The 25,693-nt window shown below is 45.3% G+C and carries 23 protein-coding genes; 15 read left to right on the top strand and 8 right to left on the bottom strand.

Annotation, left to right across the window (positions count from 1 at the left end; genetic code table 11):
• Position 1: 1 nt before the first annotated feature.
• From GJV22_RS13815 to GJV22_RS13805, 3 genes are all read left to right on the top strand, one after another.
• Entirely contained in the window at positions 2 to 3,112 is a 3,111-nt protein-coding gene (locus tag GJV22_RS13815) for an efflux RND transporter permease subunit (protein WP_163714543.1), read from the top strand.
• The gene (locus GJV22_RS13810; protein ID WP_163714540.1) at positions 3,099 to 4,277 is read left to right on the top strand and encodes a TolC family protein; all 1,179 of its coding nucleotides are present in this window, start codon (positions 3,099 to 3,101) and stop codon (positions 4,275 to 4,277) included. The genes GJV22_RS13815 and GJV22_RS13810 overlap by 14 nt, the downstream gene beginning before the upstream one ends.
• Before the next feature lie 325 nt (positions 4,278 to 4,602).
• A complete protein-coding gene (locus GJV22_RS13805) occupies positions 4,603 to 4,752 on the top strand; it encodes a PspC domain-containing protein (protein ID WP_163714537.1) in 150 nt (49 codons plus the stop codon).
• Positions 4,753 to 5,663: 911 nt separating this feature from the next.
• On the opposite strand, the gene GJV22_RS13800 is transcribed toward GJV22_RS13805, so the two are convergent.
• Positions 5,664 to 6,335 (bottom strand): hypothetical protein, encoded by a 672-nt coding sequence (locus tag GJV22_RS13800; RefSeq protein WP_163714534.1) that lies wholly within the window; start codon positions 6,333 to 6,335, stop codon positions 5,664 to 5,666.
• 162 nt (positions 6,336 to 6,497) lie between these two features.
• Positions 6,498 to 7,121: a hypothetical protein gene (locus GJV22_RS13795; RefSeq protein ID WP_163714532.1), complete on the bottom strand. Its 624-nt coding sequence runs from the start codon at positions 7,119 to 7,121 to the stop codon at positions 6,498 to 6,500.
• 389 nt (positions 7,122 to 7,510) lie between these two features.
• Between GJV22_RS13795 and GJV22_RS13790 the strand changes: the two genes are divergently transcribed.
• The 7 genes from GJV22_RS13790 to GJV22_RS13760 all read left to right on the top strand — a co-directional run bounded on the left by GJV22_RS13790 (position 7,511) and on the right by GJV22_RS13760 (position 13,704).
• Complete coding sequence (locus GJV22_RS13790) at positions 7,511 to 8,269, top strand: response regulator (protein WP_163714530.1); 759 nt, start codon at positions 7,511 to 7,513, stop codon at positions 8,267 to 8,269.
• The gene (locus GJV22_RS13785) at positions 8,266 to 9,345 is read left to right on the top strand and encodes a sensor histidine kinase (RefSeq protein WP_163714527.1); all 1,080 of its coding nucleotides are present in this window, start codon (positions 8,266 to 8,268) and stop codon (positions 9,343 to 9,345) included. Before GJV22_RS13790 ends, GJV22_RS13785 begins: the two co-directional genes overlap by 4 nt.
• A 119-nt stretch (positions 9,346 to 9,464) precedes the next feature.
• On the top strand, positions 9,465 to 10,241 hold the full coding sequence (locus tag GJV22_RS13780; RefSeq protein ID WP_163714525.1) for a hypothetical protein: 777 nt from the start codon (positions 9,465 to 9,467) through the stop codon (positions 10,239 to 10,241).
• A gap of 135 nt (positions 10,242 to 10,376) precedes the next feature.
• Positions 10,377 to 10,898, top strand: coding sequence for a T9SS type A sorting domain-containing protein (locus GJV22_RS13775; RefSeq protein ID WP_163714521.1), 522 nt, complete (start codon positions 10,377 to 10,379; stop codon positions 10,896 to 10,898).
• Between the two features lie 12 nt (positions 10,899 to 10,910).
• Positions 10,911 to 11,885 (top strand): hypothetical protein, encoded by a 975-nt coding sequence (locus GJV22_RS13770; protein ID WP_163714518.1) that lies wholly within the window; start codon positions 10,911 to 10,913, stop codon positions 11,883 to 11,885.
• Between the two features lie 189 nt (positions 11,886 to 12,074).
• Positions 12,075 to 12,569, top strand: coding sequence for a hypothetical protein (locus GJV22_RS13765; RefSeq protein ID WP_163714516.1), 495 nt, complete (start codon positions 12,075 to 12,077; stop codon positions 12,567 to 12,569).
• A gap of 193 nt (positions 12,570 to 12,762) precedes the next feature.
• Entirely contained in the window at positions 12,763 to 13,704 is a 942-nt protein-coding gene (locus tag GJV22_RS13760) for an NAD(P)-dependent alcohol dehydrogenase (protein WP_205461873.1), read from the top strand.
• A 153-nt stretch (positions 13,705 to 13,857) separates the two neighbouring features.
• Here GJV22_RS13760 and GJV22_RS13755 read toward each other — a convergent pair whose 3' ends face one another.
• Both GJV22_RS13755 and GJV22_RS13750 read right to left on the bottom strand, forming a co-directional pair.
• Positions 13,858 to 14,586, bottom strand: a complete 729-nt coding sequence (locus GJV22_RS13755; RefSeq protein WP_163714510.1) for a porin family protein — start codon at positions 14,584 to 14,586, stop codon at positions 13,858 to 13,860.
• 232 nt (positions 14,587 to 14,818) lie between these two features.
• A complete protein-coding gene (locus tag GJV22_RS13750; RefSeq protein ID WP_163714507.1) occupies positions 14,819 to 15,301 on the bottom strand; it encodes a DUF4395 family protein in 483 nt (160 codons plus the stop codon).
• Positions 15,302 to 15,566: 265 nt separating this feature from the next.
• Between GJV22_RS13750 and GJV22_RS13745 the strand changes: the two genes are divergently transcribed.
• The 3 genes from GJV22_RS13745 to GJV22_RS13735 all read left to right on the top strand — a co-directional run bounded on the left by GJV22_RS13745 (position 15,567) and on the right by GJV22_RS13735 (position 18,414).
• On the top strand, positions 15,567 to 16,361 hold the full coding sequence (locus GJV22_RS13745) for a transglutaminase domain-containing protein (RefSeq protein WP_163714505.1): 795 nt from the start codon (positions 15,567 to 15,569) through the stop codon (positions 16,359 to 16,361).
• An 805-nt stretch (positions 16,362 to 17,166) separates the two neighbouring features.
• Positions 17,167 to 17,313 carry a hypothetical protein gene (locus GJV22_RS13740; protein ID WP_163714501.1) on the top strand — a complete coding sequence of 49 codons (147 nt, stop codon included), beginning with the start codon at positions 17,167 to 17,169 and terminating at the stop codon, positions 17,311 to 17,313.
• Positions 17,314 to 17,646: 333 nt separating this feature from the next.
• Positions 17,647 to 18,414, top strand: a complete 768-nt coding sequence (locus GJV22_RS13735) for an undecaprenyl-diphosphate phosphatase (RefSeq protein WP_163714498.1) — start codon at positions 17,647 to 17,649, stop codon at positions 18,412 to 18,414.
• A gap of 122 nt (positions 18,415 to 18,536) precedes the next feature.
• Here the strand turns inward: GJV22_RS13735 and GJV22_RS13730 are convergent, their stop codons facing one another.
• Positions 18,537 to 19,307, bottom strand: a complete 771-nt coding sequence (locus GJV22_RS13730) for a hypothetical protein (protein ID WP_163714495.1) — start codon at positions 19,305 to 19,307, stop codon at positions 18,537 to 18,539.
• A gap of 280 nt (positions 19,308 to 19,587) precedes the next feature.
• On the opposite strand from GJV22_RS13730, the gene GJV22_RS13725 reads away from it, so the two are divergent.
• Entirely contained in the window at positions 19,588 to 20,523 is a 936-nt protein-coding gene (locus tag GJV22_RS13725) for an aldo/keto reductase (protein WP_163714492.1), read from the top strand.
• A 96-nt stretch (positions 20,524 to 20,619) separates the two neighbouring features.
• On the opposite strand, the gene GJV22_RS13720 is transcribed toward GJV22_RS13725, so the two are convergent.
• Positions 20,620 to 21,303, bottom strand: coding sequence for a hypothetical protein (locus GJV22_RS13720; RefSeq protein WP_163714489.1), 684 nt, complete (start codon positions 21,301 to 21,303; stop codon positions 20,620 to 20,622).
• Positions 21,304 to 21,678: 375 nt separating this feature from the next.
• Between GJV22_RS13720 and GJV22_RS13715 the strand changes: the two genes are divergently transcribed.
• On the top strand, positions 21,679 to 23,310 hold the full coding sequence (locus GJV22_RS13715) for an ArnT family glycosyltransferase (RefSeq protein ID WP_163714486.1): 1,632 nt from the start codon (positions 21,679 to 21,681) through the stop codon (positions 23,308 to 23,310).
• 413 nt (positions 23,311 to 23,723) lie between these two features.
• Here the strand turns inward: GJV22_RS13715 and GJV22_RS13710 are convergent, their stop codons facing one another.
• Together GJV22_RS13710 and GJV22_RS13705 are read right to left on the bottom strand one after the other, a co-directional pair.
• Positions 23,724 to 24,656 carry a magnesium transporter CorA family protein gene (locus GJV22_RS13710; RefSeq protein WP_163714483.1) on the bottom strand — a complete coding sequence of 311 codons (933 nt, stop codon included), beginning with the start codon at positions 24,654 to 24,656 and terminating at the stop codon, positions 23,724 to 23,726.
• Between the two features lie 320 nt (positions 24,657 to 24,976).
• A complete protein-coding gene (locus GJV22_RS13705; RefSeq protein ID WP_163714480.1) occupies positions 24,977 to 25,690 on the bottom strand; it encodes a Crp/Fnr family transcriptional regulator in 714 nt (237 codons plus the stop codon).
• Positions 25,691 to 25,693 lie beyond the last annotated feature (3 nt).

Here is a 25,693-nt window from a genome sequence, read left to right as displayed (position 1 = left end):
TATGTTAGATCGAATAATTCAATTTTCCCTTCAGAATAAACTAATCGTCTTGTTGGGAGCGGCACTGTTGCTCTTTGCCGGTATTTACACCGCCCGCGATATGGACGTGGATGTGTTTCCCGATCTCACCGCGCCAACTGTTGTGGTGATGACCGATGCGCATGGCATGGCCGCCGAAGAGGTGGAACGACTGGTGACTTTCCCCATTGAAACGGCAGTGAACGGTGCGACCGATGTGCGTCGTGTTCGCTCCAGCTCATCGCAGGGGTTTTCGTTTGTTTGGGTTGAATTTGATTGGGGAACCGACATCTTCAAAGCCCGGCAAATAGTGAGTGAGAAGCTGGTTATGCTGGCCGGACAGATGCCGGTCGGCGTTGGGCAACCAATCATGGCGCCGCAGTCGAGTGTGATGGGCGAGGTGATGTTCGTGGGCTTGCAGGCCGACTCGACCAGCATGATGGATCTGCGCACAATGGCCGAGTGGAACGTCAAGCCGGTATTGCTGGCTACAGGTGGTGTTTCGCAGGTGACCATTATTGGCGGCGATTACAAACAATATAAGATATTAGCCAACCCGCGACTGATGGATCTTTACGATGTGGGTCTCGATGAGCTGGCATCGGTTTGCAGTGGCATCAGCGAAAATGCGACCGGCGGTGTTGTGCGTGAATACGGCAACGAATATGTGGTGCGTGGCATGGCCCGTACATCAAATTTGTCTGATTTGGGACGCTCACTGATCAAGTTAAAGGACGGTCAGCCGGTGTACGTTGAAGATGTTGCCGAGGTGAAGATCGACGCGGCCGTGAAGATGGGCTACGCCTCGCAGAATGGTAAACCCGCCGTGATTCTTTCGGTATCCAAACAACCCAATACCAACACGCTGAAACTGACTGAACGCATATCGGATAATCTGGATGCTTTAAGTCAGACCTTACCACCCGATGTGGTCTTGGATACCCACATCTTCCGGCAGGCTGATTTCATTGAAACGGCCGTGAACAACGTGAAGGATTCCCTGCTCGAAGGGGGCTTGTTTGTGGTCATCATCCTCTTCGTGTTTTTGGGAAGTTTCCGGACCACCATCATCTCGCTGCTGGCCATTCCCTTGTCGCTGCTGGGTGCAGTGCTGGTTCTGAAGGCACTCGGATTAAGCATCAACACGATGAGTTTGGGAGGAATGGCCATTGCCATCGGTTCGCTGGTTGACGATGCGATTATCGATGTGGAGAATGTCTTCAAGCGCTTGCGGCAAAACCATCAACAGCCGAAGGCCGATCAGGTGGCGGCCTGGAAAGTCGTGTATGAGGCCTCCAAAGAAATTCGTTCCTCCATCTTCAATGCCACACTGATTATCATGGTGGCTTTCATCCCGCTCTTCTTCCTGTCGGGCATGGAAGGACGCATGTTGAAGCCGCTCGGGATTGCCTACATCGTGTCGCTGTTTGTGTCGCTGATTGTAGCCATGACCCTGACGCCGCTGTTGTGTCGCTTGTTGCTCACCGGCGAAAAATACCTGGGGCGGAAAAGCAAAGAGAGCTGGCTCATACGCAACATGAATCACTACTACGAGCGTTCCTTGTTAGCCGTTTTTCGTTGGAAGAAGCTGGTCCTGGGAGCGGCTTTTGCCTTGTTGCTCATTTCCGTCATCTTATTAAGCGGCATGGGGCGTAGTTTCCTGCCCGAATTCAACGAAGGCGCATTGACGATTGCTGCCGTCAGTCAGGCGGGGATTTCGCTCGATGAGAGCAACCAATTGGGCAAGTTGATTGAAGAAGAACTATTGTCGATACCCGAAGTGCGAAGCACAGCCCGTCGAACGGGGCGGGGAGAGCTGGACGAACACTCGCAGGCAACCAACAGTGCCGAAATCGAGGTCAAGTTTAAACTGGCCGATCGTTCCGGCGAGGCCTTTATGGCCGATGTGCGCGAAAAGCTGCACGGTATTCCGGGTATTGCCGCAACCGTTGGCCAACCCATCGGGCACCGCATCGATCACATGCTTTCGGGAACGCGGGCCAATATCGCCATTAAGCTGTTCGGAACAGAACTGACCGAGCTTTACCGCATCGGAACACAGATACAGCAGTCCGTCTCGGATATTGATGGTCTGGTTGATGTGAATGTGGAACAACAGGTTGAGGTTCCTCAAATCCAGATCAAGGCACGTCGGGCCATGCTGGCGCAGTATGGCATCAGCATCGACGAGTTTACCCATTTTGTCGATTTGGCGCTGGGCGGTGAAAAGCTGGGCGACATATACGAAGGTCAGCAAAGTTTCGACCTTGTGCTGCGTTTCAACTCCGATTACACCGATACGATGGAAGGACTGAAGTCGGCCTTGATTGATACCGGCGCGGGAGGGAAAGTCCCGTTGGAGCAGGTTGCCGAAATTGTATCGGTTGCCGGACCCAACCGCGTGAGCCGCGAAGATGTACAACGTAAGCTGGTGATCTCGGCCAACGTGAGCGAGCGTGATCTGCGCAGTGCCGTAACAGATATTCAGCAGGAGATTAGCAAAAATATCAGCCTTCCCGAAGGCTATCGCATTGAATACGGCGGGCAGTTCGAAAGTGAAGCACGAGCCTCGCGGACCCTGGCGATGACAACGGCCCTGGCCATCCTCATCATCTTCCTCCTATTGTACCAGGAGTTCAAAAACCTGAAGCTGGCAGGCATCATTTTGCTCAACCTGCCGATGGCTTTGATCGGTGGTGTTTTCGCCATTTATGTCACGTCAGGCATTATCAGCATCCCGGCTATTATCGGTTTCATCACTTTGTTTGGTATTGCCACCCGAAACGGGATTCTGCTGGTTTCGCGCTTTCAGCAAATGGAAGAGCAGGGCATGAAACTGGGCGACATTCTCATTCGTGGCTCAGTCGATCGGTTGAACCCGATCCTGATGACAGCACTGACGGCTGCACTGGCCTTGATTCCGTTGGCTTTTCGCGGTCATGCACCGGGCAACGAGATTCAAAGCCCGATGGCCAAAGTGATTTTGGGTGGACTGTTGTCTTCAACCTTGCTGAATATTTACCTGGTGCCGGTTATTTACCAATTGCTGCACCGCTTTGGACTATTAAAACAGAATGACGATGCGAAAAATTAGTTTTGCTTTGCTGGCTGTGCTTTGGGTAATCCCGGCCATGGCGCAGCAAAGCCTCGATAGCGTTTTACAGGAAGTTGAACGAAACAGTACCGCATACCGCGCACAACAGTCGTTGACCGAAGCGCAGAAAGCGGAGAACCGGATTGGCAATACGCCCGATAACCCGGAGATTGGCGGTGGCTATCTGTGGGGAAGTCCTTCAGCCATTGGCAACCGGAAGGATTTATCGGTGAGCCAGGAGATTGCCTTTCCAACTGTTTATCACCATCAAAATAAACTGGCCGACCTGCGGGATCTGCAAGCCGACCTGAGTGCCGACCAATACCGCCTGGCCCTGATGCAGGAAGCCGCTCAGCTGTGGGCTGAACTGGTCAACCTGAATCAGCGGATTGCCATTCAGCAGGAGCGCACTGATCTGGCCGGAAAGCTGGCCAATGCCTATGAGGAACGCTTAACGGCCGGCGATGCCAACCGGATCGATCGCAACAAGGCAGCGCTCAACTTCATGCAAATGGAAAAGGCACTGGCTCGTTTGCAGCAGGAACGGGAATTGTTGCAACTGAGCCTGAATGCCATTAACGGCAACCAGCCGCTGCCGGTGGAACAGACCGTTTACGAACCGGTAAGCCTGCCTGCTGACTTTGAGCAGTGGGCACAGGCCGTTATGCAGAACAATCCGCAGGCCCGTTGGTACACGCTCGAAGCTGATGCTGCCGATCGGGCAGTCAGGCTGAACCGCAGTCAAAGCCTGCCGAAGATCAACGGTGGTTACATGATGGAGAATACCGTTGGTGAGAAGTTTCAGGGCGTGACTTTGGGGCTTTCCATTCCGCTGTGGGAGAATAAGAATACCGTGAAGGCAGCCCGTTTGCGGCAGGAATCGAACCAGCTGGAACAGCAGGACTTTCAACTGCAATTTCAATCCTCCTTGCAAAAGCTTTACCGTTCGGTGCAACTCGCCTCGGCACGTGTGGATGGCTTTCGCGATGAGCTGGCAAGCATCCAACAGCAGGATTTACTGCAGGAAGCACTCCGTGTCGGGCAAATCTCGCTGATTGAGTACCTGCTCGAAATGCAGTTTAACTACGAAGCGGTTGATCAGTTCGTGGATGCAGAGCGAGAGCTGCAACTGGCCTGGGTAAAGTTGCTGGTGCTTGGAATGTAGCATTTCGTTGTTAGGCAAACCCATCGCAGGGGCACAAATTGCCCGTTCGTCGTGTACGTCGAAAAGGATGCGACAGATTGCCTCGTCATGACGAATTTCCAAGAGGGGACAGCCTCCTTATAGTCCGGACGCGTCATTGCGGGCATAGCGAAGCAATCTGCGCAACCGTGTACACTCAGCTTATCACTGTGTCACCCGTTTTCGTGTACAGGAATAACGAAGTTTGTTTGTTGGGCCGCTGTTGCTTTTTGATATTCTTAAAGTACGATCGACGATATTTATTTGCTACATTTGGGTTTAATGTTAACCCCAAAAATAAATAATTATGATTTTAGGCGTGTCAGAATGGTTAAGTGGTAAACTGGGCTGGAATGTAACAGCAATCCGCATTGCTTTCGTGGTCGGTGTCTTAATTTTCGGAGTTGGTTTAGGGCTGTACCTAATCCTGTGGATCGTTAAAATGCTGTCGAAATAAAACGGCTACATCCCACCGTTAAAACCTACCGGAAACGTGAAAAGGATCCGATCTTTCCAAAAGATCGGATCCTTTTTTCTTCTATCAAGGCCCAAAGGGCCGTGAGCAACAGCCCGGGGCGAAACCCCGGGAATACGATGCATCACCACCGGTGAACCCGACAGGATCAGTATGTCTAATCATCTTTTCATCAACTCACCCTGATAACGTCTTCGACATTATCGTCCCTCTCTACCAGTAGAGAGGGGAAGAGCCGGCATGCCTGTGAGACAATTGAACCTTAGCTGTGCTCAGTGTCTTTTCATCAACTCAGCCTGATAACGTCTTCGACAGTATCGCGCAGACAGGTCTCTCTGGCAATAGGGCCCGCATAGATGTGAGACAACTCAAATGAGGCCGGCTATCGTAATTGCCGATCGGAGCGGGTGCGTTGGCCGTCAAAAAACTCCTCCTTATAGTCCGTCTATCCGGAATTCCAGCCGGAACGGCAATGACGATGTTGTGTTGCAATTAGATTGCTTCGCGCGCAAAGCCGGCTCGCAATGACAATGTTGTATTATAAATAAGAGGCAAGGCTTTGCGACTGTGCCGCAAAGCCTTGCCTCTTTACCTTCTTCATAGTCTGTCGTCATGGCGAGAAGGAACGACGAAGCCATCTCTCGGCAACTCATAAACAATGCCTGCTGGCTTTGACTTTATCGGAATAAAAGGATTGACTGCAGCTTTATATAAAAAGGATCAAATGCCTCTAAATCTCAGCTTTGGTACTCCTGCGAAGTGAAATAACACTAGCCCGGAGTGAAGCCCCGGGATGGTAGAACTCACCAATCACCAACAAAAAGATCCAATCTTTCCAAAGATCGGATCCTTTTTCGCTGTCAGGGCGGTTTGAGAGTTTCCCGGCCCGTAGGTTAGGGAATAATCGACGTGATCGGGTTGCTCCAGGGCCCGTTTTTACCGTTTTTGTTTACCCAGCGTGCGTAGGTAAATACGGTTTTCCCTCGTTGTTCCGGTGTGAACACGATTTCCTGGTTCGAATGCGAAATATTATAATGAGCCGTACATTCCTCAATGCCAGCTGGAGCGTCACCACCAATTTTACAAGCCAGTTCGCAAAACGCCACACCCGCAGGTTTGCGATGCGATTTGCTCGATGCTGTTGTGGTATAGTTCACATGTAAGGTCGAAACATCCTCGGTACTCATACTGATTGACGGAGAGCTAACCGGTGCATCATAAGGCGTGCGGGCACCCAGAATAATTTCATGAATATGAAGCGCATCCTGGTCTTCAGCCGTGATAGCTCCATTATATAAGAGGTTATTGTTGTATAAATCGCTTATTGCAGCAATAAGCGGTTTCCAGGCAGCTCTGCGCGACGAGGTCAGCGCAGGACTCTGGGTTTGACTATTCGAAGCGGCCTCGTATTTGCTTTCATAGGTTGTACTGAGTCCCTGAATAAGCGTCGCCTGTTCCGGGGCAACGCCCCATTCGGTCGCTTTTTGAGCAAGGAGCTCAGTTACGGTACGCTGAAAACTATACTGTTCCGCTAAAATAGTCGGGATACTGTATGATTTTTTCATTGTATATCACTTGTTCGTATACTAAACAATTAATTTCCGCCCGGCACGTATTTCGGCCGGTTCGTACATCGGTACGAACTGAATCCTTGATTGATCTGCCGGCTTTTCCGGCAGGGCAGGGCGGTTGTCGTTAAGCGGTTGGGCCACTCATCCGACGGCTAATCATTGGTTTTCCGTCTCTAAATGGAGAGGCCAAAGGTGTGGAATTCCTTTGGGGCTGCATTGAAAGCCAGTACCCTCTCCGAACGGATGCTTTAAGAAGTTGATTGCTATGTTGTAGCTAGCCACCGGCGGTTGGTTTATACGCCAATGGATCGCTCTATTCCCGGCCTGACAGCAGGTGAAGAGATTCTTCGATTTTATCAAAAATCTATTAATGAGTGCTTTAATGTTTGTTGATGTGTTCTTTAGCAGCATATCCTTGGCTGAAGACGTGACGTCGTCAGCCTGTTGCGTCACGTCCTTGGCTGAAGACATGACGTCGTCAGCCTGCTGCGTCATGTCCTTGGCTGAAGGTAAGACGTCGTCAGCCTGCTGCGTGACGTCCTTGGCTGAAGATGTGACGTCGTCAGCTTGTTGCGTCATGTCCTTGGCTGAAGGTGTGACGTCTTCAGTCTGTTGCGTGATGCATTTGAATGCCTGGCGAACCCAATTGACTGCTTTGAATATACTCCCCGAAGCGATGATAAGCCCCAGTGAGCCGCGCTTGAGCGGGCTGTTTGGCTGCGGCATGGACAGTCTGAGCCCGGTGCCGAATATATTCCGGATAGATGAATTGTATTTCATCGATTGAAAGGAGTTGACTTACAGAATGCTATTACTAAGTGAGCATAAAATTACGCCTGCAAAACATGAAAGTCAATAGTAAAACTGCCGAATGCTCATTATTTTAAACTGTTGTTGAGCATATGATTTGCTTTATGAGGTATAAAAATGCCTGTTTATGATGTATTTAGAATCTAATTAAATAACAGAATGTTGTATTTTGTTTGGTTGGTATTTCGTACTTTTCGGGGATTTATAAAGCTAGAGCTGAATAATAGAACTGACATAATAGTATTTGTCGTTTTTGATTTGTACAGTCGTAGGAATTGGTCGTGAATTCGTTGTATGATAGTTTAAGCATCTAGAAATGCAAATTTTAAAATGAGAGAATAATCTTAACTATTGAAAATATGGACCCCATTTTAAGTGGTATTATTTCGACAAGCGCAGCCGGATTAGTCAATTTTATTGCAGTAAAGCTATTTAATTATTCTATGGGGTCTACTCGAAATTTTTTATGGCAGAAACAGGAAATACTCAGTTTTAATGGAAAGCATAAAACATATGATTTTAATGAGTTGAAAAAACGAATTAGAATAGTTGTAGTTGATGATGAGGAAGATAGTTTTCCCGTTAAACTATTTCAGACTGAAGGTTATGCGATAGATAAATGGGAAAAAGTATTGGATTATGGTAAGTTGGAATCTGGCTTTTATGATATTATTGTTCTTGATATTCAAGGGGTAGCAATGCATATTTCAGAAGATGATGGACTTGGTGTATTGGAAAGTCTTAAATCCAATAATCCAGCACAAATAATTATTGCCTTTTCCCAGCATAGTTACGATCTAAGTAAGTCAAGATTCTGGGAATTAGCAGATGAGAAGATTGCTAAACCAAGTGACTTTTTAAAAATGAAAAAGATCATCGATAATCTAATCGTTACAAAATATAAGCCGGATAGATACATCAATACATTGAGAGGAGTTTTAGAAAATAAGGAATTTAAACCTGCTGAACGGAAATCCATTGATAAGCTAATTACTAATACAATAAATAGTGGGATGAAACCTGATTTAGAAAAGATTCTATCAGGAACGAATGCAAGTCTGGAACTTATAAAGCAGGTGATTTCTATTAGTAATACAATTTTCAAATTCTTTCAATGATGGAGTTACAATTATTCAAGTCAATATCAAGATATCCATTTATATATCAAGGTGTGCTTTTTGATTCAATTGAATTACAGCAAAATAAAACCTGTATTCAAAAATGTAAGAATAAAGATTGTGTGCGTTATTTTACAAATGGGTGTCAGGATACCCATTTTATATGTAGTAAAGGTTTTGATTGCTTCCTTTTTTCTTTTGATGGGTATGATTACATTCTCAATGGTTTAATAACAAAAAGTAATAATATAATTCATAGAAGCAGAAAAGACGTTAGACTTGATTGGATTGTTGACCTAGAAAGTATCTTGTTATTTGAAAAAAAGCTAAATGAGATTAGCAAGTATATAAAGATACGTGAAAACGAATCAATTGAGAAAAATTTTGCAATGTTTCATGACTTCAAAACGTCAATGAATATCTTTTTTACTTGTACACAAGATATCATAAATAGCCTGCCTGGGAGTAGCTTTGAGGAAAAACTTGAGAATAGCGGTAAATCCTATAAAGACCTATTTAATGCACTTGAGTTGATAACTACTCAACTCGGAATGATTGACGTTATTATTAATCCTAAGAGTATATCATTCGGAACTAAACGAGAAATAAATATTTTTAAGCTGTTCCATAAAATTAGGTTATTATTTGACCATTTAGCAATAAAGAAGAGGGATGTTACAATTGAGTTAGCAAATGTAGATGGTGCTTATATCCGAAATAGTTTATGCTTTGAATCTATTGAATTTATACCTCTAATTTTATTGGACAATGCTTTAAAATATTCAGCCCCCGGCTCAGTGGTTAAAATTGAGATTTCACAACATTATAATAGAGCAAAGGTAAAAGTCAAGAGTATTGGGCCTTTCGTATGCGATGAAAATAAGCATAAAATATTTGAGAAATATGTTCGTGATAAAAGTGCTGAAGAATTCTCTAAAGAAGGAATTGGAATGGGATTATGGATTGCGCAACAGATCTTGACGACACATGATAGCCAAATTTCATATTCTAAGGATAAAAACGCTTGTGGTAAAATAGGCTTAAACATCTTTGAGTTTGAGCTTGAAACAATTTAGATAAGTAATAATCAAGGCTTAATCATTATTTATAAAACCCCACCGGCACGGATCTATGATCTGTGTTGACTAACAGGCAAAAAGGATTTTAAAATATTGTCTATTTAGAGCAGATTAAAATGGAAGAGTCAAAGAAACTGTTTTCACAAAAGGCAATTGCCATTGCCACGTTTTTCGGTGGTCCGGCTGCTGCGGGCTACCTGATCAAAAAGAACTACGAGGCGCTCGGGCAGGAAGAGCAAGGCAAAACCGCCTTTGTTATTGGCCTCGTTTCAACCTTACTGCTCCTGCTGACACTTTTATCGATCCCCGAAGCGGTTAGCGATAAAATTCCGAATGCACTCATTCCGGCCATTTACAGTGGCATCATTTATCTGCTTGTTGAGAAGATTCAAGGCAGCCGGATTGCAGCGTATGAAGCTGGCGGAGGCGAGTTTCATTCGGGTTGGAAAGCTGCAGGCATCGGGGCTGTGTTTATGGGCCTGCTGGCGATCCTGCTGTTCGGTTCGCTCTACCTGTCGGGCAATTTATACAGTCTTAACTTCGATACGGAACGCTATGATCGCGAAGTGGCGACCTTTGTTGAAAACGAAAAGAATGCGCTGGCGATCTTCGATGTGATGGAGACCACACCGCTGGAAAAGATTACCCGCGAATTGGCGAAGGGAACCATTCTCTGGAAGGAAAATAAAGAAGCCCTTCACCGGGTGGCTTCGATCGAGAACTTACCGGAAGAGCTGTTACAGCAAAATGAAAAACTGGTGCACTACTGCGATTTGCGGATTGCGCACAACGAATACATCATCAGGGCCCTAAGCGAAAATACGAATGCGTACGACCAGGAGATCGAACGAATCGGTACCGAGATCGGGCAAATTTTAGAAGAAATGAATTAGCCCTGTTTTACTCGCTGGTGTCTGGGCGATTCGAGCTTTATTTGCGACAACAGCGACGACTTATTTAAATAACAAGATCGGGAAATAGGTGCGTGTTGCATTGATACCCGATCAGACGAAATTAAAAGAATGCGAATGAACATCCCACAATTATTATTGAGTGTTGTAATCTTGCTGGTTTTTGCTGCAACAGACCTGAAAGCACAGGAAAGCGTTAACGCTGCAGGAGGCGACACCGCAGGAAACGGTGGCACGGTTAGTTATACGATCGGGCAGGTTGTTTATCATACCAATGCAGATACCAACAACTCAGTAGCCGAAGGCGTTCAGCAGCCATATGCTGTTGTGGTGATTGATCCGCCTGAAGAGCCAAATGAAATAAGCTTTTCGATTATGGCTTATCCCAATCCAACCACTGCTTATCTTACCTTGGAGCTAAAAGAGCTTGAACTTTCAAATTTGAATTTTGAACTGTATGATATGCATGGAAAGTTATTGCAAAGAGAAAAGATAACTGAGAACCTAACAAGTATTGCAATGAACAAGTTACCAGTGGCAACTTACTTTTTAAAAGTGACAGATGGCAATAGAGCAATAAAAACATTTAAGATTATTAGAAAAACAACCCGGCAGAAATATACAGCCGTGAACTATTGAAATATACCAACGATGAAAAAGTTATATACAACCGTATTAGCAGTATTATTAACTGCAATGCTTTGGGCACAAAGCCCTGCGAAAATGAGTTACCAGGCAGTCATTCGTAACAACAGCGACGAATTGGTAACCAATCAGTCTATTGGAATGAAGATCAGCATCCTGCAATGGTATGTAACAGGGCAGCCGGTATATGTAGAAACACAACGGTCGACCTCGAATGCGAATGGATTAGTAAGTGTTGAGATCGGAACGGGGACAAGCAGTGGCGATTTTTCGACGATTGAATGGGCAAACGGGCCTTATTTCATTCAAGTTGAAACGGCCCCTGAAGGAGGAACAAATTACAGTATTACCAGTACAAGCGAGCTGTTAAGCGTACCTTATGCGCTGTATGCCGATAAATCCGGAGATTCATATTGGAACGGAAATAGTAATGGGATTGATTATGTCGCAGGTAATGTCGGTATTGGTACTTCAAGTCCAGCCTTTCAGTTAGATGTGGTCGGTAATGTATCGACCGGGAATAGAACGTTCTTGAATATTGAAAACAAGGATATTTCGTCTTATTCGTCGGCTGCGTTAGAAGTAAGATCTGGTTCCGGTGAAAACTATACGGTGCTGAGAATGCATGGAGACAACTATTCGTATAGTTGGTGGAAAAAGCATGGCCAATTAAGAACTTATGGAGATGGTCTGATCATAGAAGCGACCAAAAACGATAATTCAGGAGGTGATATTGTATTTGTAAATGGTGCAACGGGAGGGAGTCAGAGCTTGAAGATTGTCAACATGAAGATCAATGGTGCCGGCAATGTTGGTATTGGAACTGATGATCCTCACGAAAAGCTGCAGATCAAATCGGGTGATATTTATCTTGAGGATGTAAACGCTGGGATTATTATGAAATCACCGAACGGCAATTGTTGGAGAATGACTGTTGACGACTCAGGCAATCCTGTTTTTACACCCGTGGCACGCCCGTAGTATCTAAACCATTACTCCTTTTAATGATCTGGGGACGAGGAGGAGGTAGTCAATTGTTTCCGCGCTGCGCAGCCGCGCAGCTACCGCGCGATTGCATCGCGTGGTTTAGACGATGATCCGGACTTTGTATCAGATAAATTCGCTTGATAATAAGTCGTAACCTTAAGAACCAATTAAAAAAAGAGAAGAATGGACTTCATTTTTAAATATCCATGGGTCGTGTTTATTGCGATGAACGTGTTTAACGGAATCGTTTTCAAAGTACGCTCACAGAAATATATTACGGCCAATCCTGATCTCAGGGATGGCTACAACAAACTAATAACGGGGTGGCTATTCTATGGGAACATTCCTTGGGTGATTATGGCTGTCGGTGATTTATCCGGAATGACAAACGGAATTTGGGAATATTTACACCCCAGATCGATGAACCCGGCGGTATTGGTTTTACATGGCTCAATAATCGGTATCTGGATTTTGGGAAGTAACTGGATTTACCGAAGAGATGGGGCAGCGTTTCTGGCCAGGCATCCGGGATTGATAAGGTTGCAAGGACCGGGACTGAACAACGTGATGACATCGGCCAAGGCGATAAAAATAGTCTGGACAATAGTCTTAGCCGGAGGAATTGCCGGCATGGCCCTGGTGTGGTTTTGGAACGCACCACCAGTGCCCGGATATTAAAAAGAAAAGTAGCCCCTGCTTTCGCTCCCTGCTACCGCGCGAATCCCTCCGCGTGGTGTTTCCATTGACACATGATCCATCCGTTCAGCAGCAGCGCGAAGATGACAGCCGTTGCAATCAGCATGCCGGAATGGAAGTAGTTTCGTAAATTGTATTCCAGTAATGACTATAAATCCGATGGGAGGAGATGGTAATGATGAAAGCAATTGTATACAACAAAAAAGCACTTCCTTATCGATTGGTTTATTCGGATGTTGACCAACCAATTCCGAATGACGACGAGCTTTTGATTCAAGTACAAGCCGTATCGTTAAATGCTGCAGATTACCGTTCACTAAAACTGGGCATCATACCTCAAAAGAAAATATTTGGGGCCGACATTGTCGGTATCGTCGAATCGGTCGGAAAGAATATTCATGCTTACAAACCGGGAGATCAGCTTATCGGTAATCTGGCGGAATACGGGTTTGGAGGCCTGGCAGAATATGCTCTAGCACCGGAAAGACTTGTGACGGCCAAACCTGTCAACTGTTCGGTGGCAGAGGCTGCAACTTTACCGATGGCCGGGCAAACCGCCTTGCAAGCCTTGCGAAACAAAGGGGAAATTAAACCGGGCGATGACGTATTAATTATTGGCAGCGGTGGAGGTGTTGGATCGTATGCGGTACAGTTAGCTAAGTTTTTTGGTGCCAGAGTAACAGCTGTGTGCAGTCCGAAGAATGTGGAGCAAGCCAGATGGCTTGGTGCCGATGATGTGGTTGATTATACAACGGACAATTTTTTAACGGATAAGCGTAGCTATGATTTGATTGTAGCGATCAACGGCAATTATTCCTTATTGGCGTGCAAGCGAATTTTAAGACCTGGCGGTCGGTATGTGATGGTGGGCGGGGCGTTGACTCAAGTGTTCAAAGCAATCCTTTTTGGTCGGTTATTGTCATTCGGAACGAAGAAAATACGATCGCTTGCCGAAAAGACAACGGTGACGGACTTGGAATTCATCGCTCAACTGGCTAATGATAAAAAGATTAAGCCGGTTGTTGAAACGTGTTATCCGCTTGAACAGGCACCGGAGGCCATGCACTATTTAGCTGAAGGGCATTGCAAAGGGAAAATTGTAATCACGATCGATTAAACAGCTGCCTACGATTGATATAGGGCTATGTTCCCTGTTACTTTAAAAATAAAAGATCTTAAAACGGTCAGTTCGTTCGCTTACAATAGTCGGAAAGTGCAAATGGGTATTCGAGTGATCCGGTTCCTAACCGAATCGGAGTTTTTTCGTGTTTTATTGTCTTTGTACCTGACGGGTGTTCAAAGTAAGGCCCAGTGATATCGAAAGCAATGTTATTGGCGAGTTGTAATAGTTGTAGATCACATCGTTGCCCTGCACCGTGATGCTATGCGGACTCACATACTTCATGTCTGCAGCATAGTTGTACTTCAGCGAAACGAGCACGTTTTTACGAATGATCAGACCGGCGCCAACACTGATGTTTTTGCTGATATCGTCGTGATCCTTGACGGTGACCATATTATCGCCGTAATAGTCATCCAGGATCCAGTCGATGAATCCGCCGGATTTACTTCTATAGTGCGACAAGGTGTAGCTCGTGTTTATTCCGAAGGCGAATTCGAAGAATGGCTTCACGTTCATTTGTCGGATTGGCATTAGCCGGTGTAGCAGGTTGACGCTGATGAAATCGGTTCTTGTTTTCAGTTTGATGTCGTCCCAATTATCTTTTTGAGAACGGCTGAAAAGCATTTCGACCTGGAGTCCCATCTTCCAGAATGGCAGTGTTTGGGCTGGTGTAAAACTGAAATCGAAATTAAGACCGGGCAAGATGTTTTGTCCGAAGTTTGCGTCGAACTCACTTTGCGGAAAAGCTGACACAAAGCAAAATGAAATATCAATTCCATAACGCTGGCGTGGTATTTCATCAATGGGGTCGGTTTGCGCGAGTGCGGTATTCATTCCCAATAGCACTGCAAGCATCAAGGTGAAAAGATGTTTCATCGGCTGTATGGATTAACGGGGTATTATTTATTTGGGTGCTTATACGTTGCAAGTCCAATTAAGCTACATACAGCGGCTGCCTTCTTTGATTACCAGTCAGAGTCAGGCAGGCATTTTATCGGCTGCAGGAAGCAAGTAGCTGCCAGTTTGGATTTAGTACAAAAGATCATTTAACAGCCGCACCGCTATGCGGTGCCGTATTTCCTGCTTCTTTAGAAATGAATGTACCTGACTATTGGATCTTCACCTTGAACAGGTAGTTGTAGATCATTGATGGAATACACAGATCAATGGTGGCTACCAGGAAAGGAACGCAAAACATCAACGCGCCGGAAATGTATCCGGCAGTGGTATGTCCCATCGCAAACAGGAAGATATGCAAGCCGATCCACAGGGTTGCCAGCGTACAGGCAAACTTAAATTGCCTGGACCGGGGAGGTAAAAAGGGTTTACCGATCACTTTTCGGACCCCGTAATTGTAGAGGTAATCAAACGGGTTATAGGGTAGAACAAGCGACAGAAACGATATGAGCAGCAAGAACGATAAAATGGGAATGCTGGCAAGGGAAACACCAATGGCCAGCAACGTAGCGCAAATGACTACCGGGAATTTGTTGGCAAAGGCCAATTGAGAAACAGCCTCATCGGTGTAACCGGAAAATCCCTGGCATTTGATTCTGTAGATCCTGATTTTAGATAAGTTTCGCGTTTTCATGTTCCTTTTTATTCGTTCGACCATGGGTCAATAGTCAATAAACAAGTAATTTATACTTCTGGTTGGCTTAGAACTCATTTATTCGCTCGTTTCCGTGGCGCTCAACCAAGAGACAGATTACTTTTCTCCAAATCCAGGCGGTTAATCAAGAGTGCCAATCTCAGTCAAATAGCATACCTTTAGTTACGATGGTGCTGTAATCCTTTATCCCTTGGATTTTAGCTGTTGTAATATTTTCATTTTACCGACAAAATAGGATTTAGTTATGTGGTTACGAGTAAGTTGTTACCTGATGTTTGAATTGGAAGTGCCCACGCCTTTCATTTTAATGTTACGTCCTCGCAGTGGTGCGCAACAGTGGATTGCACGGGAAGAATATAAAATTTCACCCATGGTTACAGTAACAGAGCACACGGATGTATACGGAAATCTTTGTCAGCGGCTGATTGGCCCTCCCGGAAACTTTAGCATACGCACCACGGCTGATGTTTATACCGCCGATTTGGTGGACGTTAACCCGGGAGCACCGTTTGTTGAAATTCAGTATCTGCCGGATGCTGTTTTAAGTTACCTGTTGCCCAGTCGATATTGCGAATCGGATCATTTTAACGAGTTAGCGATGTCGGTTACTGCTAACCGGCTGCCGGGCTATGATCAGGTCGCAGCAATCGAAGCATGGATACATGAGACGATCAGTTATATTCCCGGGAATTGTGGCTTTCCCATTTCGGCTGTGGAAGTGAACCAGAGACAAGCGGGAGTCTGTCGGGATTTGGCACATCTGGGTATTGCCTTGTGTCGAAGTCTCAGCATTCCGGCACGGATGGTTGTTGGCTATCTGAATCAATTGCAGCCGATGGATTTGCATGCCTGGTTTGAAGCCTATGTTGGTGGGCGCTGGTATACGTTCGATGCCACTCAAAGCGGCTCAAAGGGCGGCTATGTCGCCTTGGGCTATGGTAGCGATGCGACCGATGTGGCTGTCTTCAATCAGTTTGGACCACTTGTTTATCCTTTGCAACAGGTCGTTCGTGTCGAACAGCTTGAAATTGATCTCTGACATGGGGTGTTGCCCCATGCTGTTGCTGTCAGCCCGCTGGGCTTTTTTGCTGGAGGCCGAAGGGGATGCCTCGTGAAGAAAATATCTTTTTGATGCAAAGCGATACGGCTTGCAACTCCGAAGGAGTTGACTATTCATCACCACCGGAGAAACAGGTGTGTCCAATCTACTTTGTCAACTCACCCTAATAATGGCCACGACATTATTGTCCCTGTCTGCTGCCAGGGGAGAGGGAAGAGTCAGTATGCAGATGAGACAACTCAAATAATGCAGGTTATCGCAGTTGCTTATCGGAGCGTGTGCGTTGGCCGTCAAAACGCCCGGGGGAGGGGGCGTTTTGACAAGATTTTGGTATACTTTTCATCGAATGGAAAAGTATTGGCCTGTCCGGCCTGAGGACGATATATTGAAAAGAGAGCAGGATTTTGTTTCGGTCAACATCTGGCGATGCCCCATGCTGTTGCTGTCAGCCCGTTGGGCTTTTTTGCTGGAGGCCGAAGGGGATGCCTCGTGGAGAAAATATCTTTTTGATGCAAAGCGATTCGGCTTGCAACTCCGAAGGAGTTGACTATTCATCACCACCGGAGAAACAGGTGTGTCCAATCTACTTTGTCAACTCACCCTAATAATGGCCTCGACATTATAGTCCCTGTCTGCTGCCATGGGAGAGGGAAGAGTCAGTATGCAGATGAGACAACTCAAATAATGCAGGTTATCGCAGTTGCTTATCGGAGCGTGTGCGTTGGCCGTCAAAACGCCCGGGGGAGGGTTCGTTTTGACAAGATTTTGGTATACTTTTCATCGAATGGAAAAGTATAGGCCTGTCCGGCCTGAGGACGATATATTGAAAAGAGAGCAGGATTTTGTTTCGGTCAACATCTGGCGATGCCCCATGCTGTTGCTGTCAGCCCGCTGGGCTTTTTTGCTGGAGGCCGAAGGGGATGCCTCGTGAAGAAAATATCTTTTTGATGCAAAGCCATTCGGCTTGCAACTCAGAAGGAGTTCAACCCCTATCAGGGTTGTGTTTTACCTAAAGCCAAATTCACCCAATTGCATTGAGGGCGATGAACGGTTCAATCCCTTCGGGATTATTTAGACGGTGAGGGATCCGATCTTTTCAAAAGATCGGATCCCTTTTAAATGTTAGCTTATTGTTAAGCGTGTGAGGGGAGGCTGCCAGCAAGGGGTTTAGGCAGCTTGTTCTATTAAGTTTCTGTTAGATTGGGCATAAAAGTGTTTTGCAGCATGATAATCTTTCTATTTTTGAATAAATGAAATCAGGTAAATGAATATTATCCAAGCTATAATTCTCTCTGTGATCGAAGGGATTACAGAATTTCTTCCGGTATCGTCGACAGGTCATATGATTTTGGCGTCAAGTATTATGAAGATTCAGGACGATACTTTCGTCAAGACGTTTGAAATATCCATTCAGCTGGGGGCCATTATGGCCATTGCGTTAATGTATATCCAACGCTTCTTTCAAAATATCGATATTTATATCAAGCTGCTCGTTGCCTTTCTGCCAACGGCGGTTGTTGGTTTTCTGGCTTACGATTTTATTAAGGCTTACCTGTTTAATTCGACGGTCGTTGCCCTGTCGTTGATTATTGGTGGAATCGTCTTAATCTGGATCGATAAAAAGGTTGTCAACCAAAAGACACAGACGGAGAGCCTGGAGAAGATTCCGTACAAAAATGCTTTTTATATTGGATTGATGCAGTGCCTGTCGATGGTGCCCGGTACATCGAGAGCTGCGGCTACGATTATCGGTGGGGTTTTTAACCGCTTAGACAAAAAGCAGGCAACTGAATTTTCCTTCCTTTTAGCTATCCCAACCATGTTTGCGGCAACCGGCTACGATTTAATTAAAACACCGGTGAAGTTTGAGAACAACGAAATTCTGTTGCTCTCAGTCGGACTTGTTTGCGCATTTATCAGTGCCTGGTTTGCGGTGAAGATTTTCCTTAAAATCGTAGAGAACTACGGCTTCAAGCATTTCGGCTATTACCGGATTGTGATCGGGATCATCTACTTGCTAACGATGAGCTAAGCTAAAAGTCAATGCTCCATAAGCTACCGGCGGGCTTTGTGTCGTCGCCGGTAACAAATGATCCGATCGTTATTAAAAAGACCGGATCATTTACTTGCGCTTTCAGCGCATATAGGTACCCTTTAGTCTGCAGGCATGTTGGACAGTTTGGGTAAGAACCAACCTTTCTTGGTTTCGTAAGACCGCAGTTGTTTCGAGAACTGTTGCCACAATTCCTCAAAATCGTCTTTGTATTTATCATTCAGTTCTTTCTCGATGGTTCGCATGGCAACCTCATCTTCTGCCCGAACCATAATGATATAGGTTGGCGTATCGGGTCCCAGTAAGGTTTTGTAAACATCCCATTCGTAGTCTGAACCGATATTTTTGTAGTAATCGACATACGCTTTAATGGCTGCATCAAAATCTTGTTCATGTCCGGCTCTTACCTGGCAAAACATCCATTCAGCAAAGGGTTTATCGGGTTGTTCTTCTCCGGTTTTGGCAGCGTGGTAGGAAAGTTCTTTATCCCATTGAATAACCGATTGACGGCCAGTGTACAAGTCGGCAAAGGCTTCGTCGGCATTAAAATCATCTTCATCGATCATCGCTTGATGAAGGCCCATGAATTTCGCATACAAGTCATCGATGGAGGCGAAGTTTTTAATCGGAATGACCCAGTAAAAGACATTCTCATCGTTCAGGTAGGCATAAACCGGAATATCAAGCTTGTGTTTAGCCCAAAGCTCACACGCTTCGGTTTGTGCTTCCCAATAGGCAGGCATGTCGGATGGGGAAACGAAGTCTTCGAAAACGATGAATCTGGCAGGAGCTTCTTCCTGTGCATAGCTACTCATGCTGCTCAATCCTGCAAAAAGGATAAACAGGGCGATAAAACCAACAGCTTTTTTCATGATTTAAGATTTTTGATTAGCTAAAGAAGTTACGAAAAATAAATCAGTTTTAAAAGTATAAGTACTTGTCTGTTAGTGTGGTGTTGCTTGTTTGTAATGAGTGGCGGCCAGCTTGCTGACTGTTGTTGGGGAGACTAGCCAGACGCTTTCCGGATTTTGGATTGGACCGGTCGCTCTTTCTGCAGAGCGGTCTGTTGGCCCTTCGATCAACTGCCGCTGAATTTATTAACCGCTTCTGAAACAAAAATATAGACCTGCTGTTATTGAAAAGAAAAAGCGTATGAAACGTCGCGAATTTATCAGAAACACAGCTGCAGCGATGGCGAGCATGTCTGTGATTGGTCTGGCATCGTCTTTCAAGAAAGATGGAATCCCTTACCGGCGACTGGGTAAAACCGGTTTGGATGTTTCGTTGATTGGTGTGGGGGGCTATCACATCGGCGATCGGTTTATCAGTGATGAAACATCGGTGAAGCTTATCCGTGAGGCGCTGGACAGTGGTGTTAATTTCCTGGATAATGCCTGGCATTATAATGATGGTCGCAGTGAAACGCTGATGGGCAAAGCCCTGTTGGGTGGCTATCGGGAGAAAGCGATTTTGATGACCAAGCATCACGGCCGTGATATCAAAACCGCAGAAGAGCACCTGGAAGCCAGCCTGAAGCGCTTGCAAACCGATTACCTCGATTTGTGGCAGTTCCACGAAATAGAAAGCATGGACTCGGTTGAGAAGATTTATTCGAGCGGCGTTCTCGAGTATGTGCAAAAGAAAAAGGCTGAAGGTGTGATCCGCCACATTGGGTTTACCGGGCACAGCCGGCCGGAAATTCATAAAGCGATGATTGAAAAAGGCTTTGAGTGGGAAACCGTTCAAATGCCGTTAAATGTGCTGGATCATCATTACCTGAGTTTTTCGCAGGAGATTATACCGATGCTCGTGGAACGAAATATCGGGATTATTGGCATGAAGTCGGTCGCTTCGGGGGCCATAGTAAAAGAGGGAATCGCCACTATAGAAGAATGTTTGCGCTTTAGCATGACCTTACCGGTTTCGACCGTTGTTTCGGGCATGAACAACCTGGAGCACCTGCGGCACAACCTGGAGATTACCCGTAATTTTGAACCCATGACCGAAGATGAAATAGCCAGTCTGATGAGCAAGACGTTTGATCATGCTCAAGGTGGCAAATATGAATGGTATAAGGATAAGGTTTAGTTGCGACCAAAGCCTTGCAAACAAAAACAAGCCGATCTGTTGCTAGCTGCAGCAGATCGGCTTGTTTGGTTTAGCCCGATGTTCGGAGACCGGGTGTTATTCCAGCGGACAAGTTGGTTGTTCAACTTCGGCCGGGTTCAGGAAAATCATAAAAAAGATAAATGCAAAGGCCATCTCTAGCAATTCAGCTTGTTTGGCCAGGTTAATCAGGGCAATCAGTCCTGCCAGCAAAAGCATGCCAACGATATGTTGAATTCTTGGGAGCGGCACATTGAATCGCCATTCGAGATTGCGAATAAAGGCGACTTTCTTCACCAGCACACGCATAAACAAGAAGTACACCAGCATCACGACAAATAGCAGCTGCGAGAAAATGAGCTTATTGATGTTGGTGCCATCTACAATTAGGTTGTGCAGATTGGTTTCTGCTTGCTTGTTGTGTTCCAAAAAGAATTCGCTCGATTGAATACCGAAAATGCGTTGTCCCCAGCTGATCTCTTCGCCGGCAGCAAAGAAAAACAGGAAGGCAAGCATGGCAGCCGTAAAAACCCACAAGCCCGGTTTTTTCGCTTTCCGGAACTGTGCAACCCGGTAGAGACTTACCATAGACGCTCCAAACAGGAATAAAGACGTTAGGTTTTCGACTAAGCCGTCCTCCTGTGTGAATATCCCAAAAGCATTTAAATCTGTTTTTGCCAGATAGAGCCCATAGCCCGAAAAAAGAAAAAGGATGACAAATAAGATGTACTCCAGTTTCGTGATTTTTCTTAAGTTATTCATAGCCTTTTATTTTTTATCAGAAGAACCCAAACGACCAAATTAAATTGTTGTTTCAGGTCTGTTAAAATTCAATTACGCAGCAAAAGTAGTATAAAATCCCGAAGCCAATTCATAATTAATCGCTAGTTCTTCTCGTTTTAGAAACGATTTTTTAAGCCCGTATGCTTTTGGTATTGTTGGAGAACAGCTGATTTTTGGACTTAAATTTTACCTTTGCAGCAAGGCGTATCAACTTTAATATGGAACAAGCCATGCGGGATAAGCACATCAAGCACAAACATAATTATTTGGCCGGGTTTCATGCCTTAACGTTTGACTTGAAAAAGCACGCGCTGATTCGCAAATAGCACGAAATTAAATAGGAATAATAAACACATGAAAAGACTGGCCTGGCTGTTGCCTTTGATTATTGTTTGTTTGTTGGTGAATATTTCGGGGATGTTTACCCCATTGGTGGTCAATGCCGCCAAGTATGCCCAGGTGGGGCGCGAGATCCTGCATAACCACGATTGGGTTAACATGACCATCGGTCATGAGCCTTACGAGCAAAAACCACCGCTTTTGTTTTGGATTGGCGCTTCCGTCTTTTCCCTCTTCGGGAAATCGGGTGTGATCTATAAAGCCAGCATTCTTTTGATTTCGCTGATCGGCGCTTTTGCGACGTTCAAATTGGGCGACTTATTGTATAATCGTCGCACCGGTCAAGTGGCTGCTTTCTTTTGGATCACCAGCCTGGGGTTCATTCATTTTAACAGCGACATCCATACCGATACTTTGCTGGTTGTTCCGGTGATGCTGGCTATTTGGCAGTTTGCTGCTTATTTTAAGCTCAAGCGGGAGCTGAATTTCTATCTGGGCGTGGTGTTTGTCGGTTTGGCAATGCTCACCAAAGGCCCTGTGGGGATGGTGATTCCCGGGGCGGCTGTTGGCACCCATCTGCTGCTGACGCGCAACTTTAAAGGTATTTTCAACTACCGGTGGCTGATTGCTATTCCGTTGGTTGGGCTAATCATTCTCCCTGCTTTGATTGGTTTGTTTCAACATTTCGGGCTCGAGGGGATTAAGTTCTATTTCTGGACCAATAATGTGGGACGTGTAACCGGAAGCTATCACGGCACCAACTCCGATCCCTTCTTTTATATCCACACCACCTTGTATATGATTGCCCCATGGATGATTTTTGGCTTCGTTGGACTTTTTATGCAGCTGCGTGAAAAGATCCTGAACCGTAAGAATCTTCCGGCAGACAATGAATACTTCACGCTTGGCGGCTTGTTGTTTTACCTGATTATCGCTTCCATTGCCAAGCAGAAGAATCCGCATTACGAAATGGCTGTGTTGCCGCTGATCCTCTTGTTGGGAGCCCGCTGGGCGCTGTTGATTTATGAAACGACTAACTTCAGAACACTGAAAAAGGTCATTTCCTGGATTCACTTGTTCGTTGGGATCGTTTTCGTAGCTCTGGTTTTCCCTTTCCTGCTTTACTATTTCCCGAATGCGAAAATCTGGGTTTGGTTTGTCGTGGTCGTGTTGACCGGTTTCTTCCTTTACTCCATCAGCTGGAAGAATACCTTGCACCGGCAATTAACCAGTTTGTTTTTGGCCATATCCATTTTCATGTTCACCTTGAATGCCCACATTTTGCCGAACCTGGCGAAATACCATTCGCCTTTGGTGGCTTGCGAACGGTTTAATGCGACAGCCGACAGCAACGCGAAATTGAATATTTACAGCGAGCAGGCCCGTTATTGGGGAATCTTTTTCTACGCCGATAACTATGGACGCTATTTGATTACTGAAGGTGATTTCCGGGAGGCCAACTTACCACAGGGAGATTGGTTGTACACCAGTACTGAGGGCTTAGCTTCGTTGGATCGGATGAATGTTCCTTATGAGTTGATATCCGAGATGGACCACCGCAGTATGTCGCGTATTTCGATGAAATTCATTAACCCGAAAACACGGGCCGGTAAAATGGAGAAACGCTATTTGGTCCGGTTGAAGTAGTCGATCGTGTCTTTTTTATTATAGCAATGAATAATTGGAAAGATGTTGGGCTGTTCTTGTGGACAGGATTTATTATTGTGGTTTCACTACAGAGTGAGGAAGGTGTAAACCTAAAGGCAATAGGGAATTAAGTCCGGATAAACTTTCCAAAGAAAACGAAGAGCGGTGAAAACCACTCGGTTGATCGGAGCTTGCGCGTTGGCCGTCAAAACGCCAGGGAGAGTGTTCGTTTTGACAAGATTTTTGTATACTTTTCATCGAACGGGAAAGTATAGACCCGTCCGGCCAGAGGAACTGAGAAGTGGAGATTACGCGGATCCAAATTTTAGTCAAAGGAAGCATGCTGGTTTTATCCAGTGGACTCATAAATATAATAAAGCCCTGAAGCTTTTAATTCCAGGGCTTTACAGTATTTAGAATAAATCTTTCTTGCGGAAAATAAAGACACCTAAGCCCGCCAATGATATTGAGATGACTAAAATCAACGGGAAGGCCCAGCTCCATCCTTCCAGTCCGTTGGGAACGTTCATTCCGTATAAACTGGCAATCAAGGTTGGGATCATCAGAATGATGGAGATCGATGCCAACTGCTTCATGACCACGTTCAGGTTGTTGGAGATCACTGAGGCAAAAGCATCCATCATACCACTTTGGATATCGGAGTAAATTTGTGACATCTCCAATGCCTGTTTGTTTTCAATGATGGCATCTTCCAGTAAATCTTCATTTACTTCGTTCAGGTTGCGTTTCAGGTTGTTGCGCAATCGGGCCAAAACAATTTCGTTTGCTTTCAGCGAAGTGATGAAGTAAACCAGGCATTTCTCCATTTTGAGCAGCTTGTTCAGCTCTTTATTTTGAATGGAACGTTCCAGCTCATCCTCAATTCTCGCAGTTTGCTGATTAATCTGTTTCAGGTAGCGTAAATATGTGGTGCCGGAACGGAGGAACAGCTTGATGATAAAATTGACTTCATCGTGGATTAGTTGGTTTTGTCCACGATACAGTGCCGCTTGCTCAAGTGGTAAAACTTCGTTGGGAGTCGAGCACAAAGTAATGGTTACGCCATCGATAGTAATAATCCCCAGGGGAAGCGTATTAAACGGAACACCATTATGTGTACTTTCAACCGGGATGCGTAAAATAATCAAAGACCACTCGTCGTCAATTTCGTAACGCGGGCGTTCGTCTGTATCTAAAATATCCCGGATTAAATCGGGAGGAACATTAAATTCTTCTTGTAATCGTTGAATTTCGGATGGTGATGGTTGAACGACATTGATCCAACAATCTTTCTCTGCGTGCGGAATTTCAAGGTATCCGCCGAAGCTCTTGAAGATTTTTAACATGTGCTTTCCTCCTTTTGTTTTTATCTGCAGGAGGACATTATTTGGCCAGGCCCCCTACAGCGAGGTTAATATTGAAAATTTCTTATGATACGGGCCTTCGTCCATGTTTCGTTTTTTTGCTATGAGCGCCGCAAAAGTACAGATTTCTTTTAGAAGGAAGCAGCCAATGTTGGTTTAATTTTTGTTAACGGGATCGTCAGTGGGAGAAAGAGACTTTAATGTCTTGATTTATTAAGGGTTGGTGAGTCGGTTTTTATTGAAAATAGAAAAGGAGTGCAATTACACTCCTTTTCATTTGTTGAATTATCTAAAGTTACAGTTTAACCCTCAAGGAAATAACTTCTCTCCTGCAGTTGTTCAGCAAAAATCTGAAGATCGGGGATGCCAAGTTTCTTTCCTTTTGCAATCAAAAGTCCTTCTTTTTTCAAGGCTGAAATAACTCGAATCACCTGGTCGGCCGAAGTGCCGGCAAAGTCGGCAATGTCGCGACGCGATAAAATCATATTGATGTAACCGTCTTTTTGTCCAAACTTGCTTTCAATAAATAAAAGCCCGTTGATTACCTTTTCGCGAACAGTCATTTGTCCGAACCGCTTGGCATTGGCCTCGCTTTTTTGCAGTTGGTCGGCATAAAACAGCATAAAGTCGAACATCAGTTCCGGCGCTTTATGCAGCATTTCAATCAGCACGTCCGAGGTAAAATTGCACAAAATGGTATCTGACAGCGCAGCTGCGCTGATGTCGTACACATAGTTTGTACCGAATCCACGATGACCAACGATTTCACCATTTCTGGAGAAACGGATAATCTGTGATTCTTTGGTCGCTGTTTGCCGGTAAACTTTTACCGCCCCGCTGTAAATAAAGTAGAGTCCGTTTACGGGTGCCCCTTCCAGAATGAACTGTTGTCCCTGGTTACAGTTGAAGGTGTTTTTTCGGCCAAGGTATTCCTGAACAGCTTCTTTGTCAATATGTTTTTTAATCAGGCAATTGGTGTTGTCACACGTTAAGCAACCGTAATTATTTGCTTGCATAGT

Source organism: Mangrovibacterium lignilyticum (assembly GCF_010882175.1).
GTDB classification, from domain to species: domain Bacteria; phylum Bacteroidota; class Bacteroidia; order Bacteroidales; family Prolixibacteraceae; genus Mangrovibacterium; species Mangrovibacterium lignilyticum.
This window is presented reverse-complemented; position numbering and strand designations above follow the sequence as displayed.

Bases quoted from the DNA above. Each gene is read 5' to 3' on its own strand.
- GJV22_RS13815 (WP_163714543.1), top strand. From the start codon at position 2: ATGTTAGATCGAATAATTCAATTTTCCCTTCAGAATAAACTAATCGTC.
- GJV22_RS13810 (WP_163714540.1), top strand. From the start codon at position 3,099: ATGCGAAAAATTAGTTTTGCTTTGCTGGCTGTGCTTTGGGTAATCCCG.
- GJV22_RS13805 (WP_163714537.1), top strand. From the start codon at position 4,603: ATGATTTTAGGCGTGTCAGAATGGTTAAGTGGTAAACTGGGCTGGAAT.
- GJV22_RS13800 (WP_163714534.1), bottom strand. From the start codon at position 6,335: ATGAAAAAATCATACAGTATCCCGACTATTTTAGCGGAACAGTATAGT.
- GJV22_RS13795 (WP_163714532.1), bottom strand. From the start codon at position 7,121: ATGAAATACAATTCATCTATCCGGAATATATTCGGCACCGGGCTCAGA.
- GJV22_RS13790 (WP_163714530.1), top strand. From the start codon at position 7,511: ATGGACCCCATTTTAAGTGGTATTATTTCGACAAGCGCAGCCGGATTA.
- GJV22_RS13785 (WP_163714527.1), top strand. From the start codon at position 8,266: ATGATGGAGTTACAATTATTCAAGTCAATATCAAGATATCCATTTATA.
- GJV22_RS13780 (WP_163714525.1), top strand. From the start codon at position 9,465: ATGGAAGAGTCAAAGAAACTGTTTTCACAAAAGGCAATTGCCATTGCC.
- GJV22_RS13775 (WP_163714521.1), top strand. From the start codon at position 10,377: ATGAACATCCCACAATTATTATTGAGTGTTGTAATCTTGCTGGTTTTT.
- GJV22_RS13770 (WP_163714518.1), top strand. From the start codon at position 10,911: ATGAAAAAGTTATATACAACCGTATTAGCAGTATTATTAACTGCAATG.
- GJV22_RS13765 (WP_163714516.1), top strand. From the start codon at position 12,075: ATGGACTTCATTTTTAAATATCCATGGGTCGTGTTTATTGCGATGAAC.
- GJV22_RS13760 (WP_205461873.1), top strand. From the start codon at position 12,763: ATGATGAAAGCAATTGTATACAACAAAAAAGCACTTCCTTATCGATTG.
- GJV22_RS13755 (WP_163714510.1), bottom strand. From the start codon at position 14,586: ATGAAACATCTTTTCACCTTGATGCTTGCAGTGCTATTGGGAATGAAT.
- GJV22_RS13750 (WP_163714507.1), bottom strand. From the start codon at position 15,301: ATGAAAACGCGAAACTTATCTAAAATCAGGATCTACAGAATCAAATGC.
- GJV22_RS13745 (WP_163714505.1), top strand. From the start codon at position 15,567: ATGTGGTTACGAGTAAGTTGTTACCTGATGTTTGAATTGGAAGTGCCC.
- GJV22_RS13740 (WP_163714501.1), top strand. From the start codon at position 17,167: ATGGAAAAGTATAGGCCTGTCCGGCCTGAGGACGATATATTGAAAAGA.
- GJV22_RS13735 (WP_163714498.1), top strand. From the start codon at position 17,647: ATGAATATTATCCAAGCTATAATTCTCTCTGTGATCGAAGGGATTACA.
- GJV22_RS13730 (WP_163714495.1), bottom strand. From the start codon at position 19,307: ATGAAAAAAGCTGTTGGTTTTATCGCCCTGTTTATCCTTTTTGCAGGA.
- GJV22_RS13725 (WP_163714492.1), top strand. From the start codon at position 19,588: ATGAAACGTCGCGAATTTATCAGAAACACAGCTGCAGCGATGGCGAGC.
- GJV22_RS13720 (WP_163714489.1), bottom strand. From the start codon at position 21,303: ATGAATAACTTAAGAAAAATCACGAAACTGGAGTACATCTTATTTGTC.
- GJV22_RS13715 (WP_163714486.1), top strand. From the start codon at position 21,679: ATGAAAAGACTGGCCTGGCTGTTGCCTTTGATTATTGTTTGTTTGTTG.
- GJV22_RS13710 (WP_163714483.1), bottom strand. From the start codon at position 24,656: ATGTTAAAAATCTTCAAGAGCTTCGGCGGATACCTTGAAATTCCGCAC.
- GJV22_RS13705 (WP_163714480.1), bottom strand. From the start codon at position 25,690: ATGCAAGCAAATAATTACGGTTGCTTAACGTGTGACAACACCAATTGC.